Source organism: Providencia sp. PROV129 (genome assembly GCF_028482245.1).
Classification (GTDB): Bacteria; Pseudomonadota; Gammaproteobacteria; order Enterobacterales; family Enterobacteriaceae; genus Providencia; species Providencia vermicola.
Genome location: NZ_JAMPQD010000024.1, coordinates 27,565 through 44,495 on the forward strand (window position 1 = coordinate 27,565; position 16,931 = coordinate 44,495).

Sequence of the window (16,931 nt, forward strand, 5' to 3'; positions counted from 1 at the left end):
ATTAGAAGCGAGAGAAATCATTAAAAAGTGCAAGTCCCATTAACAGAATCAATGCCATTGCACCTATCCGAAAACTAAAGTCTTGTACTCGCTCAGACACTGGACTTCCCTTAATTTTTTCAATTAATAAGAAGAGCAAATGCCCCCCATCTAAAACAGGCAATGGAAACAGATTGATGATACCTAAATTCACGCTAATAAGCGCAATAAACATCAAATAATATACCAAGCCTGATTCGGCTGATACCCCCGCTCCTTTCGCGATAGATATCGGACCGCTTAAGTTATTGAGTTTGACATCCCCAACAACTAATTTACCCATCATGTTGACCGTTAGCTTCATCAACTGCCACGTTTTATCACTTGCTTGGTAAAACGCAGAAAATGGCCCGTATTGCTGAACCATTTTATATTCATCTGCCAACGGTAACACTGAAAGTTCCACCCCCGCAAATCCAATTTTCTCACCACGCTGCCCATCTTGGCTGTCTGGCGTTAAGGTGAGTGAAATACGTTGTGAAGAACGTTCAATTTCTAATTTTAACGGTGTTCCCGGATTCATACGAATAATTCGAGTCACAGGATTCCAATACCCAAGTTCCTCACCGTTAACACTCACAATTCTATCGCCTGGAATTAAGCCCGCGCGTTCACCAGCTTGACCCGCTGTTACTTTTTGAATCACAGGGTCAATTCTGACTGAAACTGGCATAATACCCAGTGACAAAATCGGATCTTGCTTTTCAGGATCAAATTTCCAGTCAGTTAAATCAACTGTTTTGGTTATGGGTTCACTATACCCTTGTGGCAACACTTGCGCAGTTAACTCGCGATCACCTATTTTGCCAACTAATGCTAAGCGCGCCGAATTCCAATCAGGTGTTTCGATACCATCAATGGATTTTAGTTCCATTTTGGGTTCAAAATTCGCAACTGCTGCAATCGAACCAGGTTTTATATCCTCAATAACTGGCTTAACAGAAGGAACACCAATCATAAAGACTATCCAGTAGACAACAATAGCTAACAAAAAGTTCGCAATTGGGCCAGCACTAATAATTGCCGCACGTTGCCCTACCGTTTTATTGTTAAATGCTTCATGTCGGCGTTCAGGAGAAACGTCACCAACACGTTCATCCAACATTTTGACATAACCGCCCAGCGGGATTAACGCAAGGACAAACTCAGTACCGTGTTTATCTACTTTACGCCACAACGTTTTACCAAAGCCAATGGAGAAACGCTCAACATAAACGCCACAGCGACGTGCAACCCAATAATGGCCAAATTCGTGTACGGTTATCAGCACACCAATTGCAATAATAAATGCCGCTAAGCTCCAAATAAATCCCATTTATCTTCCTACAGCCCAAAGCCGTTAAAAATTAACAAATTCAGCCCAGCAAACACTGGAATTGCTGCAGTTAAGCTATCAATACGGTCAAGGATACCACCGTGACCAGGGATTAAATGGCTACTATCTTTAATACCAGATTGGCGCTTAAACATACTTTCCGTTAAATCGCCAAATACAGATACTACAACAACAATAATTGAAGTCACTAGCAAATAATCTGGCATAGCAGGGATTGGTGCATATGCACTAAATACCCAAGAAATAATCCCAGCTGTGATTAAACCACCAACGAGGCCTTCCCACGTTTTGCCTGGCGAGACTTTTGGGGCCATTTTATTACGACCAATCGTACGACCAAAGGCATAAGCACCAGAGTCTGCCCCCCATACCAATAACATGACATACAGTAGCCACCATGCACCAATAGCGGTGTCATTCTGGTAGCCCACGGTACGTAGTGCCATCATTCCGCAGTAGAAAGGGATTATGGTTAATACCCCAAATAATAAGCGAATAATAACAGATTTACCCCATGACGCTGATGCTGGATAAGTGACAACAAGGATAATAGCAACAACCCACCAGACCAGCCCTGCCCATAGTCCATAAAGGATCATTGGCGCATTGGATAATACCGTGATGTCAGGGATTGAAAATTGTATTGCAAGTAATATTGCAGCAAAAACAACTGCTAAGCTAATTCGTTTAACCTGTGAGTGCCATCCTGCAAATTGTGCCCATTCCCAAGCACCTAGTGCAGAAACAGCAATCACAACTAAACCAAAATTCGCTGGAGAAAGAAAAAACAACGCCGCAATAACAATTGGTATCAATACTATCGCAGTAAGCAAACGATATTTCAGCACATCTATCCCCTATTCTTTGACGAGTTCGTCATCTGATTCAGCCCCACCATAACGACGCTCGCGCTTACTAAATGCATCAACCGCATCCTGAAACACCATTTCATCAAAATCTGGCCACAAAACGTTGGTGAAATAAAATTCCGCATAAGCGACTTGCCATAATAGGAAGTTGCTAATTCGATGTTCTCCCCCTGTTCTGATGACTAAGTCGACATTCTCTTGGTCATGCATACAGATTGAGTTATTAATAGAGTCTTCACTGATATCATCAATAGACAGCTCACCACTTTGCACTTTTGCAAAGATTTGCTTCACACTATTGGCGATATCCCAGCGCCCACCATAGTTCGCTGCAATATTTAATATTAAGCCTGTATTGTTTTGCGTCAATGCTTCTGCTTTATCAATGCGTTTTCTAAGACGCTCGCTAAAGCGGTCAATATCCCCTATCACTTTTAATTTAACATTGTTCTTGTGTAGGTTTTTGACTTCATTATCGAGTGCAAAAACGAATAATTCCATCAACGAACTGACTTCTTTTTCAGGCCTTCGCCAATTTTCACTGCTAAATGCATAAAGCGTGAGCGAGCTGATTTTATGTTTTACCGCAAAACGCACAGAATTACGTACAGATTCAACACCTGCCTTATGGCCTGTTATTCTGAGTTTTCCTCTCTGTTTTGCCCATCGCCCATTACCATCCATAATGATAGCGACATGCTTAGGCATCATCGATTCAGAGAGATTTTCACCACTAGAGTTCATTAAATGTTAATCCTTGTAAGTACCGCTTTGAGAATACCACTCAATAATAACCACTATTATTAAGTTTGCTGATAAGACACATCCTTAATTCTCTGCTAAATACTAGGTTATCTTTCTTTTTTTAAACGCATCACATATTAAAGATAAATTATGGTTATCAGCAACTAAATAAATCACATACCAAGCTTAAACTGTCTGAGCGATTATTTTTATCGCATCACGACGTGCACATTCATCGATTTCTAAGACCTCTTCAATAGAAACAGGTTCAGAAAAAACTTGGTTTTCTAGGATTTTGTGATTAATTTTCGCGATATCTGTAAAACGAATTTTCCCTTCAAGGAACGCCGCTACCGTCATTTCATTTGCCCCATTCAGTGCTGTTGTCGCTGCTTGCCCTTGATGACACGCATCAATAGCAAGTTTCAAACAAGGGTAGCGCTGATAATCAGGTTGCACAAATGTTAACGATGAAAGGCTAGAGAAATCAAGCGGTTTTGCGCCTGACATAATACGCTGTGGGTAAGCCATGCTATACGAAATTGGGGTGCGCATATCAGGGGTACCAAGCTGTGCGATGACACTGCCATCACGATATCTCACCATTGAGTGGATCACCGATTGCGGGTGAATAATCACTTCCATCTGATCAGCATTTGCATTGAAGAAATAACAGGCTTCAATATATTCTAGCCCTTTATTCATCATAGTCGCTGAATCAACTGATATTTTACGACCCATCGACCAATTCGGGTGATTACACGCTTCATCTGGCGTCACGTTATCAAAGTGCGATAGTGGTGTATCTCTAAATGGGCCACCTGAGCCTGTTAAAACAATACTGGAAATACCTGAAGCCGTTAAATCAGCAAAACCTAAGTTGAGCTGAATAATTTCAGGTAAACTTTGGAAGATAGCATTATGCTCACTATCAATTGGAAAGACTGAGGCATTATGTTGTCGAATCTCATTAAAGAATAAGCGGCCACTGGTAATTAAAGACTCTTTATTCGCTAATAATATTCTTTTACCTTTGCGGATCGCCGCCAAGGTGGGTAATAGCCCAGCAACACCCGTGATTGCTGACATTACTTGGTCTGCCTCGTCAAGGCCTGCAAGGTCAATTGCTGCTTGCTTGCCCGACAACACTTCTGTTTTGTTATTATTCTCAGATAAAATTGTCCGTAATGCCTTCGCCGATAACTCATCCGCCATGGCGGCATATTTCGGATTAAACTCAAGACACTGCTTTGCCATTTCGGCAACATTTTTACCTGCAACAAGGGCAAGAACTTGGAATTTTTCAGGATTTTGACGAACAACAGAAAGTGTATTAGTACCAATTGAACCTGTTGAACCCAGGACTGTCAGACGTTTCATAGTGATCGGATACTCTGTATTAATTCAATACTGAGATTATATCAGCTTAGTGATAAGAAAGGATTTTTTAATGGGTACGAAAAATAATAAAGCCACGCTAACGCACACTTTTACAGTTTGCATTGGTGGCTTTATCATCATAATGGATTAAAACTCCATCAATTCTGCTTCTTTTTGCGCTAATGATTCATCAACTTTCTTGATGTAGCTATCAGTCAGCTTTTGAATGTCATCTTGTGAACGACGCTCATCATCTTCACTAATTTCTTTATCTTTTAGCAGCGCTTTTACTTTGTCATTAGCGTCACGACGCACGTTACGAACAGCGATACGACCTTGCTCCGCTTCACCACGAACCACTTTAATTAAGTCTTTACGACGTTCTTCCGTTAACGGAGGAAGCGGAACACGGATAACAGTGCCAGCAGAAGATGGGTTCAAGCCTAAATCAGACGCCATAATCGCTTTTTCAATCGCAGGTGACATGCTACGGTCAAAAACAGAAATAGCTAATGTACGTGAATCTTCAACCGTCACGTTAGCTAATTGGCGCAATGGTGTCGCTGAGCCATAATATTCAACAGTGATACCATCTAATAAACTTGGAGATGCACGGCCTGTACGAACTTTGCTGATTTGGTTTTTGAATGCTTCAAGGCTCTTTTCCATACGGTCTTGAGCATCTTTTTGGATTTCGTTAATCACGTTTTCAACCCTTAAGAACTGATTATTAAAGGCCGCAATGCGACCTCGCTTAAATTGTCTGAATTTATCTTAGATAATACATTTAAACTCAGGCTATGTCTCTGAGTATTAGTTGTGAGAAATCAGAGTACCTTCGTTTTCGCCCATGACAACACGGCGTAATGCACCTGGTTTATTCATATTGAAAACACGAATTGGTAAGTTATGATCGCGAGCTAATGTGAAGGCAGCTAAGTCCATCACTTTTAATTCACGTTCCAAAACCTCTTGATAATTCAGGTTTTCATATAATACAGCATCAGGGTCTTTTGCTGGATCAGCTGAATAGACGCCATCAACTTTTGTGGCTTTTAACACAACATCCGCTTCAATTTCAATACCGCGTAAACACGCTGCAGAGTCTGTTGTAAAGAATGGATTACCTGTTCCCGCAGAAAAAATAACAACACGGCCGTGACGTAGCAAGCTGATGGCTTCCGCCCAGCTGTAATTATCACAGACGCCGTTTAATGGAATAGCAGACATCAGTCTTGCATTCACATAAGCACGGTGCAAAGCATCGCGCATAGCGAGTCCGTTCATCACCGTGGCTAACATACCCATGTGGTCACCGACAACACGGTTCATACCAGCTTGTGCCAAACCAGCACCACGAAACAGGTTACCACCGCCAATAACCACACCGACCTGTATACCCAGTTCTATGAGTTCTTTGATTTCCTGAGCCATACGATCTAAAACGCTAGCATCGATACCAAAACCTTCTGCGCCTTGTAAGGCTTCGCCACTTAATTTAAGCAGAATACGCTGATAAACGGGTTTTGCATTGGTAGCCATGGTGTTCTGTCCTAACAGATTATTTATTGGGGTAACATACGCAGAACACACAGGTTCTACATACCTAAATTTGAATAGATTTTTAAACCTTAATTACCCACGTAATATTTCAAGCCAAAAGATAACCTTGATGGTCTCTCATACCCGCTAACTCATGTTTGTTTACTTGAAAGAAACGTGAATAAAACAGAGCCGCCAATTGGCGGCCCTTAGTTGATTACTTGCTCATCGCAGCAACTTCTGCTGCAAAGTCAGTTTCAACTTTCTCGATACCTTCACCAACTTCGAAACGAAGGAAACCAGAAACAGTAGCGCCTTTTTCTTTCAGTAAGTCACCAACAGATTTGCTTGGATCCATGACGAAAGGTTGGCCAGTCAAAGAGATTTCGCCAGTGAATTTGTTCATGCGACCGATAACCATTTTTTCAGCGATCTCGCGTGGTTTACCTGATTGCATTGCGATGTCTAACTGAATTTGGTGCTCATGAGCAACAACATCAGCTGGAACGTTGTCTGGAGTCACATATTCAGGTTTGCTTGCAGCGATGTGCATAGCGATGTGTTTCAGTAATTCTTCGTCTGCGCCTTCGCCAGCGACTAAAACACCAATACGAGCACCGTGCAGGTAGCTACCTACTTGTGCGCCTTCCAGAATAGCAACGCGACGAATATTGATGTTTTCACCAATTTTCGCAACTAATGTTGTACGAGCTTCTTCGAATTTTGCTTTCAGCGCGTCGATGTCAGCATTTTTATCAGCAACAACAGAAGCTAAAACTTCTTTACCGAATGCTAAGAAACCTGCGTCTTTAGCAACGAAGTCAGTTTCACAGTTCAGCTCAACCAGAGCACCTGTTTTACCATCGTTGAAAACTTCAGTCAGGATAACACCTTCAGCTGCAACACGGCCTGCTTTTTTAGCCGCTTTTGCTTGACCTGATTTACGCATGTTATCAATCGCTAATTCGATGTCGCCATTAGCTTCAACAAGTGCTTTTTTACATTCCATCATACCTGCGCCAGTACGTTCGCGCAGTTCTTTTACCAATGCAGCGGTAATTCCAGACATGTGATTTATTCCTCGATATTCCCCGTGAGAGTCTTCCCCACGTGGATAGTTCTGATTCATATATAAAAGGGGCCTAAATCAGGCCCCTTCTAACATATAGCAGTACCTGTATAGCAATACCTGTTAATAAGGTTAAAACCTTATTATTCAGCTTCTACTAAGCTTTCTTCTGCTTGAACAGCCAGATCTTGCGAACGACCTTCACGAACGGTGCTTGCTACAGCGCCCAGATACAGTTTGATTGCACGGATTGCATCGTCGTTACCAGGGATAATGAAATCAATACCATCTGGATCAGAGTTAGTATCAACGATAGCAAATACTGGGATACCCAGGTTGTTTGCTTCTTTGATAGCAATGTGTTCGTGGTCTGCATCGATAACGAACAGAGCGTCAGGTAAACCGCCCATATCTTTGATACCGCCTAAGCTGTTTTCTAACTTGCCAAGTTCACGAGTACGCATCAGCGCTTCTTTCTTGGTCAGTTTGTCGAAAGTACCGTCTTGTGATTGAACTTCTAAATCTTTCAGACGTTTGATTGACTGACGAACAGTTTTCCAGTTAGTCAACATTCCGCCTAACCAACGGTGGTTAACGAAATATTGGTCACAGCTGTTAGCAGCTTCTTGAACGGCTTCGCTTGCAGCACGCTTAGTACCAACAAACAGAATTTTGCCTTTACGAGAAGCAATTTTAGTCAACTCAGCCAGAGCTTCGTTGAACATTGGAACAGTTTTTTCCAGGTTGATGATATGAACTTTATTACGCGCGCCGAAAATGAAAGGTTTCATTTTTGGGTTCCAGTAACGAGTCTGGTGACCAAAGTGAACGCCCGCTTGTAACATATCGCGCATGGAAACAGTTGCCATTTAATACCTCTGTATTTAAGTAATTGGGGTTATGCCTCCACGAATCCCATACTACCGACTCCAAAGCTGCGTCTAAACGCATAAGAGCACCCCGGCGCACGTGTCGATTCGTGTGTGTTATACACAATTGAGTTTAAGTTTCGCAAATCCAATTTCCTTTTCAGGAAACCTCATTTTGCTGCCATAAGTTGACATTTCAATGAAGATGAGAAGAAATAATATGGATTGCCGGCGCGCTTTATACCATAAAACCAACTTAGAAGCCAACTTTTGTTGATTTTTTCACACATAAAAATGCGTGAAAAATGGATTTTATGGTTCGCATTTCGCCTATCTAATACGTGATCCGTATTGGGTTAATTATAGACCTTTTTTGATGTGATGAAAAAGCCCTATTTTTATAATGGATACTCATTCACTTACTGGTGTTTTTTGCAATTTGTGCGGTTAAAAGCTCAAAATGAACAAGCCGCTCGCTTCTATTACCTTATTCTAATAGCAACTTCAACTCTCGAACCTTTCGATAGCTAGTTGGCAGAAAATGCGGTGGCTGTTACCATAAGTGTTATTAATGCTAAAAAATGGTCTCAAAAACCCATTTTAACCTCTCATTTTTTAACATGTCATCAATCATTGCTGGCATGAATGGACTGAACTCATGGCTATTATTATCAAAACTGAAGAAGATATTCAGAAAATGCGTGTTGCTGGCCGCTTAGCTGCCGAAGTATTAGAAATGATCGCACCGCATGTGGTACCAGGTGTTAGCACAGGTGAGCTGGATAGACTTTGCCATCAACACATTGTTGATACACAACAAGCAATTCCAGCATGCCTGAACTACCATGGTTTTCCAAAATCCGTTTGTATTTCCGTTAATGATGTTATCTGCCACGGTATTCCAAGCGATGAAAAAATCCTAAAAGACGGTGACATCGTGAATATCGATGTCACCGTGATTAAAGAAGGCTTCCACGGCGATACTTCAATGATGTTTATTGTTGGAAAACCAACTATTCAAGGCGAACGCCTGTGCCAAGTCACCCAAGAAAGCCTATATTTAGCCATTCGTATGGTTAAACCTGGCATTCGCCTACGTACCATCGGTAAAGCGATTCAAGAATTCGTTGAAAAACAAAGTTTCTCCGTTGTTCGTGAATATTGCGGTCACGGTATTGGCGAAGGTTTCCATGAAGAGCCACAAGTGCTGCATTATGATGCAGATGACAGTGGCGTCATTCTGCAAAAAGGCATGGCATTCACCATCGAACCGATGGTTAATACAGGCGACCACCGTATTCGCACGATGAAAGATGGCTGGACGGTAAAAACCAAAGATCGCGGCTGGTCTGCACAATATGAGCACACCTTAGTTGTCACCGACAATGGCTGTGAGATCCTCACACTGCGTAAAGAAGAAGAGCCGTTTATTTCTGCGGTTTTAGTTAACGAATAAATTTCCCCAAGAACCCTCGATTAAGAGGGTTCTTCCTCTGTTCATCTTTCACAAAAAACCGTAAGCTGGTCGTAGTTTCTTTATGGCTATCAATACGGAAAGATAAAGATGACGGCATCCTCTGCAACATATCTTGCACCAAACCACTTCACTGCCCACGACCTTGACCTCATTACCTTAAGGCAACATGTTGATGATTTTGATCGTTGGCTTGAAGACAGCTTTAATCAAGGTAAAAATGTGGTTGATTTAATTCACGTTCGCAGTGATTACCTTGATGCTTTGTTGACAAGGCTTTGGCAGGCTTTCGAATTCGACAAACAAGCAAATATGTCCCTTGTGGCTGTCGGGGGCTATGGGCGACATGAGCTCCATCCACTTTCTGATATTGATATTTTAATTCTCAGTAAACAACCACTTCCCGAGGATATCGCTACAAAAATTGGCCAATTTATCACGTTACTGTGGGACTTACGCTTTGATATTGGGCATAGCGTCCGTTCTCTTGCTGAATGTATCGAAGCAGGCAATGCCGATTTAACAACAGCAACCAATTTAATCGAATCACGGCTTATTTGCGGTGATATCACCCTTTTCTTATCGCTACAAAAAACCATTTTCAGTGATGATTTTTGGCCATCAGCCACCTTTTTTGCGGCAAAAATTGCTGAGCAACAAGAACGCCACCAGCGTTACCATAGTACCAGTTACAATTTAGAACCCGACATCAAAAGCAGTCCTGGCGGCCTACGGGATATTCATACCTTACTTTGGGTTGGAAGGCGCCATTTTGGTGCGACCACAGTAGATGAGATGGTTGGTTTTGGTTTTTTGACTGAAGAAGAACGCCAAGAGCTCAAAGAATGCCTCACTTTTTTATGGAAAATTCGTTTCGCGCTCCACTTAGTGGTGAAGCGCCACGATAACCGTTTACTGTTCGATCGCCAATTTAGCGTTGCACGTTTACTAGGTTATGTCGGTGAGAAAAATCAGCCTGTAGAACGCATGATGAAAGATTTTTATCGTGTGACTCGCCGCGTGAGGGAGCTAAATCAAATGCTATTACAGCTATTTGATGAAGCGATTTTAACCCTTAAACCAAATGAAAAACCGCGACCGATTGATTCACAATTTCAATTACGCGGCACATTAATTGATGTTATCGATGAAAACCTATTTATCAACCAACCTGCCGCTATTTTAAAAATGTTCTACCAAATGGCTCGCTATCCAAATATCACGGGTATCTATTCCACAACATTGCGCCTACTGCGCTTTGCTCGACGAAACTTGAGCGTGCCACTGTGTGAAATCCCTGAGGCACGCAAGTTGTTCCTAAAAATTCTGCGCCACCCACGAGCAATTAAAGGCGCATTTGTTCCCATGCACCTGCACAGCGTACTTAGCGCCTATACGCCGCTTTGGAGCAACATTGTTGGGCAAATGCAGTTTGACTTGTTTCACGCCTATACCGTTGACGAGCACACCATCCGTGTTTTACAAAAAATCGACAGTTTTACACTTGAAGAAAACCGTCGCGAGCACCCTTTGTGTGTCAGCGTTTACCCTAAACTGCTGCAACCTGAGATTTTACGCCTTGCGGCTATCTTCCATGATATCGCCAAAGGCCGTTCAGGGGATCACTCCGATTTAGGCGCTGATTTTGTGTATGACTTTGCGCTACTGCATGATTTATCAGCAAAAGAAGCTGAGCTTGCTGCATGGCTTGTTAAAAACCACTTATTGATGTCGGTTACTGCTCAACGCCGAGATATTCAAGACCCTGATGTTATCAAGCAATTTGCAGGTGAGGTGAAATCGGTTTCTCGACTTAACTATTTGATGTGTCTAACGGTTGCAGATATTTGCGCCACCAATAGCACTTTATGGAACAGCTGGAAGCAGAGCTTAATTCGCGAACTCTTTCTATCAACGGAACATCAGCTCAACCAAGGCATGCAAAGTACGCCAGATTTACGGGAGCGCATTCGCCATCACCGCAATCAAGCGTTATCTCTGCTTCGCCCTCTTGCAATTGATGAAGAGAAACTGCAAAAACTGTGGTCACGCTGCCATGCCGACTATTTTTTACGCCACACCCCGTCACAACTCGCTTGGCATGCCAAAAACCTGTTACATCATGATTTAACTCAGCCTTTAGTGCTAATCAGCACTCAACCGAAACATGGTGGAACAGAAATTTTTATTTGGTGTCACGATAAATCGCATCTGTTTGCCGCCGTAGCCAGTGAACTAGACCGTCGCAATTTAAGCATTCACAGTGCTCAAATATTCACCAATAAAGACAATATGGCGATGGATACCTTTGTAGTCCTTGAGCCAAATGGCTCGCCGCTCGCCAAAGACCGTTATGACCACATACGCAAAATGTTGTTACTGGCGGTACAGCAACCTGAAATTTCCCTGCCGAAACAACGTACATTGCCCTCTAAATTGCGCCATTTTACGGTTCCTACCAAGGTCAACTTCTTGCACTCCACCAATGAACGCCGTACCTACATGGAATTATTCGCGTTAGACCAGCCCGGCTTGCTGGCAAGAATTGGCCATATTTTTGCACAGCTAGAAATTTCTTTATACGGCGCGAGGATCACCACAATTGGCGAAAAAGTAGAGGATTTCTTTGTGTTAGCAGATAAAGAACACAAAGCACTCGATAAAAAAATGCAACAAGTGTTATCAGAAAGGTTGACAGAAGCCCTACAATCGAAGGATAAAATATAACGTTCATCACATTTTTATGGTGAACGCTCACTTTTATGTTATTCAAGAGGGAAATAGAATCAATGCAGCATTTACAAGCGATCATTGAAAACGCATTTGAAGACCGTGCTAACATCACGCCAAATACGGTTTCAGCCCCCGTTAAACAAGCCGTTTTGGACACTATCGCGTTATTAGATAGCGGTAAACTACGTGTTGCCGAAAAAATCGCAGGTGTCTGGGTCACTCACCAATGGTTAAAAAAGGCCGTCTTACTGTCATTTCGTATCCAAGACAATCAAGTGATTGACGGTGCTGAAAGTCGCTACTTCGACAAAGTACCAATGAAATTTGCCGATTACGACCAAACACGCTTCGAAAAAGAAGGTTTTCGCGTTGTACCACCTGCCGCGGTTCGTAAAGGTGCCTATATCGCCAAGAACAGTGTACTCATGCCATCTTATGTCAATATTGGTGCCTATGTCGATGAAGGAACAATGGTCGATACTTGGGCAACAGTGGGCTCTTGTGCGCAAATTGGTAAAAACGTGCATTTATCTGGCGGTGTCGGTATTGGTGGCGTGTTAGAACCATTACAAGCGAACCCAACCATTATCGAAGACAACTGCTTTATTGGCGCACGCTCTGAAGTTGTTGAAGGTGTCATTGTCGAGGAAGGCTCGGTGATTTCCATGGGCGTCTATTTGGGGCAAAGCACTAAAATTTATGACCGTGAAACGGGCGAAATTTTTTATGGCCGCGTTCCTGCGGGGTCTGTCGTTGTATCGGGCAATTTACCGTCGAAAGAGGGTAACTACAGCTTATATTGTGCAGTCATCGTCAAGAAAGTGGATGAAAAAACGCGCGGAAAAGTTGGCATCAATGAATTATTAAGAACTATTGATGAATAACTAGTTTTCTAACAGTTTCTCCTCCTGAACCTTTTACTGCTGTTTTTGAATCACTTAGCAGTAATCTGGTAAAACGAAGCTATCCCGAAATGCATACGCTGTATGCAACTCGGGTGGCCAAGTTCCCTTATCTCCCCCACATCTCCTTTTTCTTTTCACCGTTTTATTGCAAAGAGAAGTTGGTCAATTTCGAGAAATCGCGCATAATATGTTCGTGACTTTTGCCGTTTACCATCAATAAAACTGTATTATTTTATTTTTCATTATCATGATGCTATTTACGTAATGGCTTAATGTTATTTACGTCTTTAGGTCAATAGCACAGTACAAGAGAAATAGACTGGTATTGTTGCGGCCTGTTCACACGATTATTCTGTTCACCGACTCTGACTCTACAGTTAAGCGAGCTAACATGTACGATAATTTGAAAAGTTTAGGCATTAGTAACCCTCAGGATATCGACCGCTATACCCTGCGCCAAGAAGCAAATAACGATATTTTGAAAATTTACTTCCGTAAAGACAAAGGGGAATTTTTTGCCAAAAGTGTAAAATTCAAATACCCACGCCAACGTAAAACTATCGCGGATGGTGGTAATAATTTCAAAGAGATCCACGAAATTAACACCAACCTTCGCTATGCCATTGAAGAACTTGATCAAATTTGCCAAACAGATAAAACTGATATTGATTTAAAACACAAAATCCTTGATGACTTACGTCATTTAGAACATGTAGTTTCAAACAAAATTGCAGAAATTGAAGCTGACTTAGAAAAACTGACTCGTAAGTAACTGACCTGCAAAATAATTTACTGCGCCGTGAAATCACCTGAATTCGTATCGAAAAGGGTTACTCCACGGTGCAGGTACTTAAAGTAATTCACTCCACGCTTCAACCCACGGTTTTGCAAACTCTTCAGGAACATCCACTTCAATAGCGTCAATAAAAAGAATATCACCAATACGCGTAGCTGATTGTTCGGTCAGCACTTCATCAAAACGTAACCCAGCGCCACAAAAACTTTCATAACTGCTATCACCTAAGGCAATTAACCCATAACGTAAATCAGGTTGGTAACCAACAACATCATTGATTTCATTAAAAAGTGGTGCAATAGAGTCAGGTAAATCACCTTGTCCTGTAGAGGAAGTCACGATTAACGCAATTTCATTTCCTGAATTGTATAATTGCCAATCATTCAGAGTGGGTTCGTCAAAGACAACCACTTCATGCCCTCGTTCCTCTAAGATTTCTTGTGCTATTTCAGCCACAGCTAAAGAGTTGCCATAGACAGTACCAACAAAGATACCTATTTTTGACATAACGCCTCCCTCTAAATTTATTTAAACTGATGGATTAATAACTTTCATACTTAAATTAGCGACTTGTGCTGACCATCCAAACTGCTCAATCAGTGATATCCATTGTGCATCCCAAGGTGCAACCAGAGATATATTTTCTTCTGTTATAGGATGACTTAAATTTAATTGACTTGCGTGCAACATTAGACGCGACACAGAAAAATGTTCTGTTACCCCTCGATTTTGGCGTAAGTCACCATGTTTACTATCCCCAATAATTGGGTGACGTAAGTGAGACATATGCCGCCTGAGCTGATGTTTTCGACCTGTTTGTGGTGTTAATTCGACTAAACTAAACCGTGCCGTTTCATAGCGACCGATGGCCACAGGGCATTCCACCGTCGCAATTGGACGGCAATGGGTAATGCACTCTTGTAACACAGGCTCCCGAGTGGCATGTTTGTCTGCAATTTTGTCTAACTCTTCCAGTAAAGGGTAATCAATAGTTTGCTCATCTGTCAGATAGCCACGCACAATGGCATGATACGTTTTCTCTAACTGATGTTTTTCAAACTGAGTAGCTAGCAACCTCGCAATGTCACTCGATAACGCAAATAATAAAATACCTGATGTCGGTCTATCGAGACGATGAACGGGATAAACATATTGGCCAATTTGGTCACGCAATGTTTGCATCACAAAAACAGTTTCTTTGCTATCTAACCAACTGCGGTGAACTAACATACCTGCGGGTTTATTCACCGCAATCATATATTCATCTTGATAAATGATTTCTAACATCAATCACCTGTTTGAATTAGTTGAAAAGATGCTGTCTAGCTCACGCAAGTGCTGGATAAGAGCCACATATTGCTCTTCTTCATCGTGCTTATAGGCTTCTTCAAAATACGGCGCGATAGCAAAATTTGCAGGTAACATGCCACCTTGGTCAATAATCGCTTGTAAACGTGGAATTAAGATCCATTGTAGCCATTCCAGTGCTTCCATCGTATCAATACAAAATGGCTCGACACTTTTAAACGCATCCTGTTCAGGTGGATGCTCACGCCACAATAATTTTAATTTCATTTCCTCTTCGAGATGGCGAAGCTTTTCAACAATGCGTTGTTCTTTGTTCATATTTAACCCTTTTAACCTTTATGCTGCGAAATATACTGTAATTTTGCCAATGATTCTGTCGGATAAATGGGGTTGTTCTGTCTTATATACAAGCGGGTTTACTTCTATTGCATTTATTTATTCATAATAAATTCAATTCAATAAGTTTCGTTGATGTTTTGTTAGGGTGTATACGGATATAATGAAATGTTTTTTTAATTGAATTTTAGCAAAATAATTAACAATAAAATGGTCTATCTATGGGATTACTAAAGCAGTGGCGCAAGGAAAATAAGGCATGGAAGGCCTTCAGTGGTAAATATGTTGAGCTCAAAAGAAAAATTCGCATAGCGAAACTCCCTTCAGTGCAATATCAACAGTACCAAGGCATGTGTCAGACATATCAAAGTGCTCAGCTCGCTTCTGCAATTAACGGAGTTCCCCATTTTATTGAGCGCCCAATTAATAAATATCTGCATAAAGCTTGGAGTGGAAAGCAAAAATTGCTGACAGCAAGCTATACACTGGATTTAATTGAAAAAACCTTTACCCCTAAAGCCGTCGAAAAAATGTTTTCGGCAAAACGTGAAGGGTTAACTGTTGCAAATATTGAGCTGAAATCTGGTGATTTTGCACAGCTCACCTTGATTTATTCTCAATACCCAAGAGAAGGCGATCTTACCTTACACCTGCGTAATGAAACGGGTGATGATATCTATTTAATGAGTTTTTCTTTTGGGCCTGAAGGGCAACTCTATGTTTGCTCACTGCAAGGCCCATCAACCGACCAAAGTGTTGAGCAGGTTCGCCTAATCACCAAACAAATGCATGGTATGAGGCCCAAAAACCTATTAATGTCTGCTGTTTATGCTGTCGCGACCTATTTCAAAGTGACATCAATCCAAGGCATTTCAAACAATAGCCATATTAAGAGCCAACATTTAAAATCGAGCTATGATACTTTTTGGCAAGAATGTAGTGCAACATTATCATCTGATGGTTGGTACCAGCTTCCATTACAAGAGCCAGTTCGTGATATAGAATCCGTGAAAAGCCAGCGTCGTGCTGAATTTCGTCGACGTGAAGCACTTCGTGATGCGATGAGCCAAGAAATTATTGCATCACTCAGTGCAAACTCAACGAAGTAACAATCCGTTGATTACAAGCTAGAATAACAAAAAAAGCCAGCCGGCCTAAATCAGGCCGACTGGCTTAACATCACATTTTAGATTTTAATGCATCCTGCAAAACGACATCCTGTCGTTCAACATCCTGTTGAATAAAACAATTTAATAGGTTGTTCCTGCCTATTAAGCAGTCCATCGCTTTGGTTTTTTCATTTTTTATACATTACGATGTATAAAAAGCTAAACGAACTTACCCTGTCCAGCGGCATAAGAATGTATTAAATCTATTAATGAAACAACCTAGCTGAGCAAACAAAAATTAATTTTAAAAAGCGGTGTTTCCATTATTGGTAGTAACGTCATGATATTAAAAGTTAATTAATTATCATTTAAATAAAATTAAATAACTTTGAGAAATTACTTAACCCAATTGTAAGTCCTGA

At 41.5% G+C, this 16,931-nt stretch carries 16 protein-coding genes; 5 read left to right on the forward strand and 11 right to left on the reverse strand.

The genetic code is table 11. From position 1 onward, the window contains the following. Window position 1 precedes the first annotated feature (1 nt). The 8 genes from rseP to rpsB form a co-directional block, all read right to left on the reverse strand. Complete coding sequence (gene rseP, locus PSF27_RS17295) at window positions 2-1,354, reverse strand: sigma E protease regulator RseP (protein WP_206083753.1); 1,353 nt, start codon at window positions 1,352-1,354, stop codon at window positions 2-4. 8 nt (window positions 1,355-1,362) lie between these two features. Beyond that, complete coding sequence (gene cdsA / locus PSF27_RS17300) at window positions 1,363-2,223, reverse strand: phosphatidate cytidylyltransferase (protein WP_206083752.1); 861 nt, start codon at window positions 2,221-2,223, stop codon at window positions 1,363-1,365. A 9-nt stretch (window positions 2,224-2,232) separates the two neighbouring features. Continuing rightward, a complete protein-coding gene (locus tag PSF27_RS17305) occupies window positions 2,233-2,988 on the reverse strand; it encodes an isoprenyl transferase (protein ID WP_272681925.1) in 756 nt (251 codons plus the stop codon). Window positions 2,989-3,174: 186 nt separating this feature from the next. Next, window positions 3,175-4,368, reverse strand: coding sequence for a 1-deoxy-D-xylulose-5-phosphate reductoisomerase (gene ispC, locus PSF27_RS17310; RefSeq protein ID WP_206083750.1), 1,194 nt, complete (start codon window positions 4,366-4,368; stop codon window positions 3,175-3,177). Between the two features lie 147 nt (window positions 4,369-4,515). After that, on the reverse strand, window positions 4,516-5,073 hold the full coding sequence (gene frr / locus PSF27_RS17315) for a ribosome recycling factor (protein ID WP_206083749.1): 558 nt from the start codon (window positions 5,071-5,073) through the stop codon (window positions 4,516-4,518). A 108-nt stretch (window positions 5,074-5,181) separates the two neighbouring features. Then, a complete protein-coding gene (gene pyrH / locus PSF27_RS17320) occupies window positions 5,182-5,910 on the reverse strand; it encodes a UMP kinase (RefSeq protein WP_206083748.1) in 729 nt (242 codons plus the stop codon). Between the two features lie 217 nt (window positions 5,911-6,127). Continuing rightward, on the reverse strand, window positions 6,128-6,979 hold the full coding sequence (gene tsf, locus PSF27_RS17325; RefSeq protein ID WP_206083747.1) for a translation elongation factor Ts: 852 nt from the start codon (window positions 6,977-6,979) through the stop codon (window positions 6,128-6,130). Between the two features lie 143 nt (window positions 6,980-7,122). Continuing rightward, on the reverse strand, window positions 7,123-7,848 hold the full coding sequence (rpsB, locus tag PSF27_RS17330) for a 30S ribosomal protein S2 (protein ID WP_102139937.1): 726 nt from the start codon (window positions 7,846-7,848) through the stop codon (window positions 7,123-7,125). Window positions 7,849-8,506: 658 nt separating this feature from the next. Here rpsB and map point away from each other — a divergent pair. The 4 genes from map to PSF27_RS17350 all read left to right on the forward strand — a co-directional run bounded on the left by map (window position 8,507) and on the right by PSF27_RS17350 (window position 13,732). Then, window positions 8,507-9,304, forward strand: coding sequence for a type I methionyl aminopeptidase (gene map, locus PSF27_RS17335; protein ID WP_206083746.1), 798 nt, complete (start codon window positions 8,507-8,509; stop codon window positions 9,302-9,304). 108 nt (window positions 9,305-9,412) lie between these two features. Then, a complete protein-coding gene (gene glnD / locus PSF27_RS17340) occupies window positions 9,413-12,049 on the forward strand; it encodes a bifunctional uridylyltransferase/uridylyl-removing protein GlnD (protein ID WP_272539787.1) in 2,637 nt (878 codons plus the stop codon). Window positions 12,050-12,111: 62 nt separating this feature from the next. Next, window positions 12,112-12,939, forward strand: coding sequence for a 2,3,4,5-tetrahydropyridine-2,6-dicarboxylate N-succinyltransferase (gene dapD / locus PSF27_RS17345; protein ID WP_206083744.1), 828 nt, complete (start codon window positions 12,112-12,114; stop codon window positions 12,937-12,939). A 412-nt stretch (window positions 12,940-13,351) separates the two neighbouring features. Beyond that, a complete protein-coding gene (locus PSF27_RS17350; protein ID WP_047755916.1) occupies window positions 13,352-13,732 on the forward strand; it encodes a DUF3461 family protein in 381 nt (126 codons plus the stop codon). Between the two features lie 78 nt (window positions 13,733-13,810). Here the strand turns inward: PSF27_RS17350 and PSF27_RS17355 are convergent, their stop codons facing one another. Genes PSF27_RS17355 through PSF27_RS21105 form a run of 3 tightly spaced genes read right to left on the reverse strand, consistent with a single transcriptional unit; the run spans window position 13,811 to window position 15,382 of the window. Further along, window positions 13,811-14,263, reverse strand: coding sequence for a flavodoxin (locus PSF27_RS17355; RefSeq protein WP_047755915.1), 453 nt, complete (start codon window positions 14,261-14,263; stop codon window positions 13,811-13,813). Between the two features lie 21 nt (window positions 14,264-14,284). Then, a complete protein-coding gene (gene truC, locus PSF27_RS17360; protein WP_272681926.1) occupies window positions 14,285-15,043 on the reverse strand; it encodes a tRNA pseudouridine(65) synthase TruC in 759 nt (252 codons plus the stop codon). A 3-nt stretch (window positions 15,044-15,046) separates the two neighbouring features. Next, window positions 15,047-15,382, reverse strand: a complete 336-nt coding sequence (locus tag PSF27_RS21105; RefSeq protein ID WP_272681927.1) for a YqcC family protein — start codon at window positions 15,380-15,382, stop codon at window positions 15,047-15,049. 239 nt (window positions 15,383-15,621) lie between these two features. On the opposite strand from PSF27_RS21105, the gene PSF27_RS17370 reads away from it, so the two are divergent. Next, window positions 15,622-16,509, forward strand: a complete 888-nt coding sequence (locus PSF27_RS17370) for a DUF535 family protein (protein WP_272539790.1) — start codon at window positions 15,622-15,624, stop codon at window positions 16,507-16,509. The last annotated feature ends 422 nt before the right edge of the window (window positions 16,510-16,931 follow it).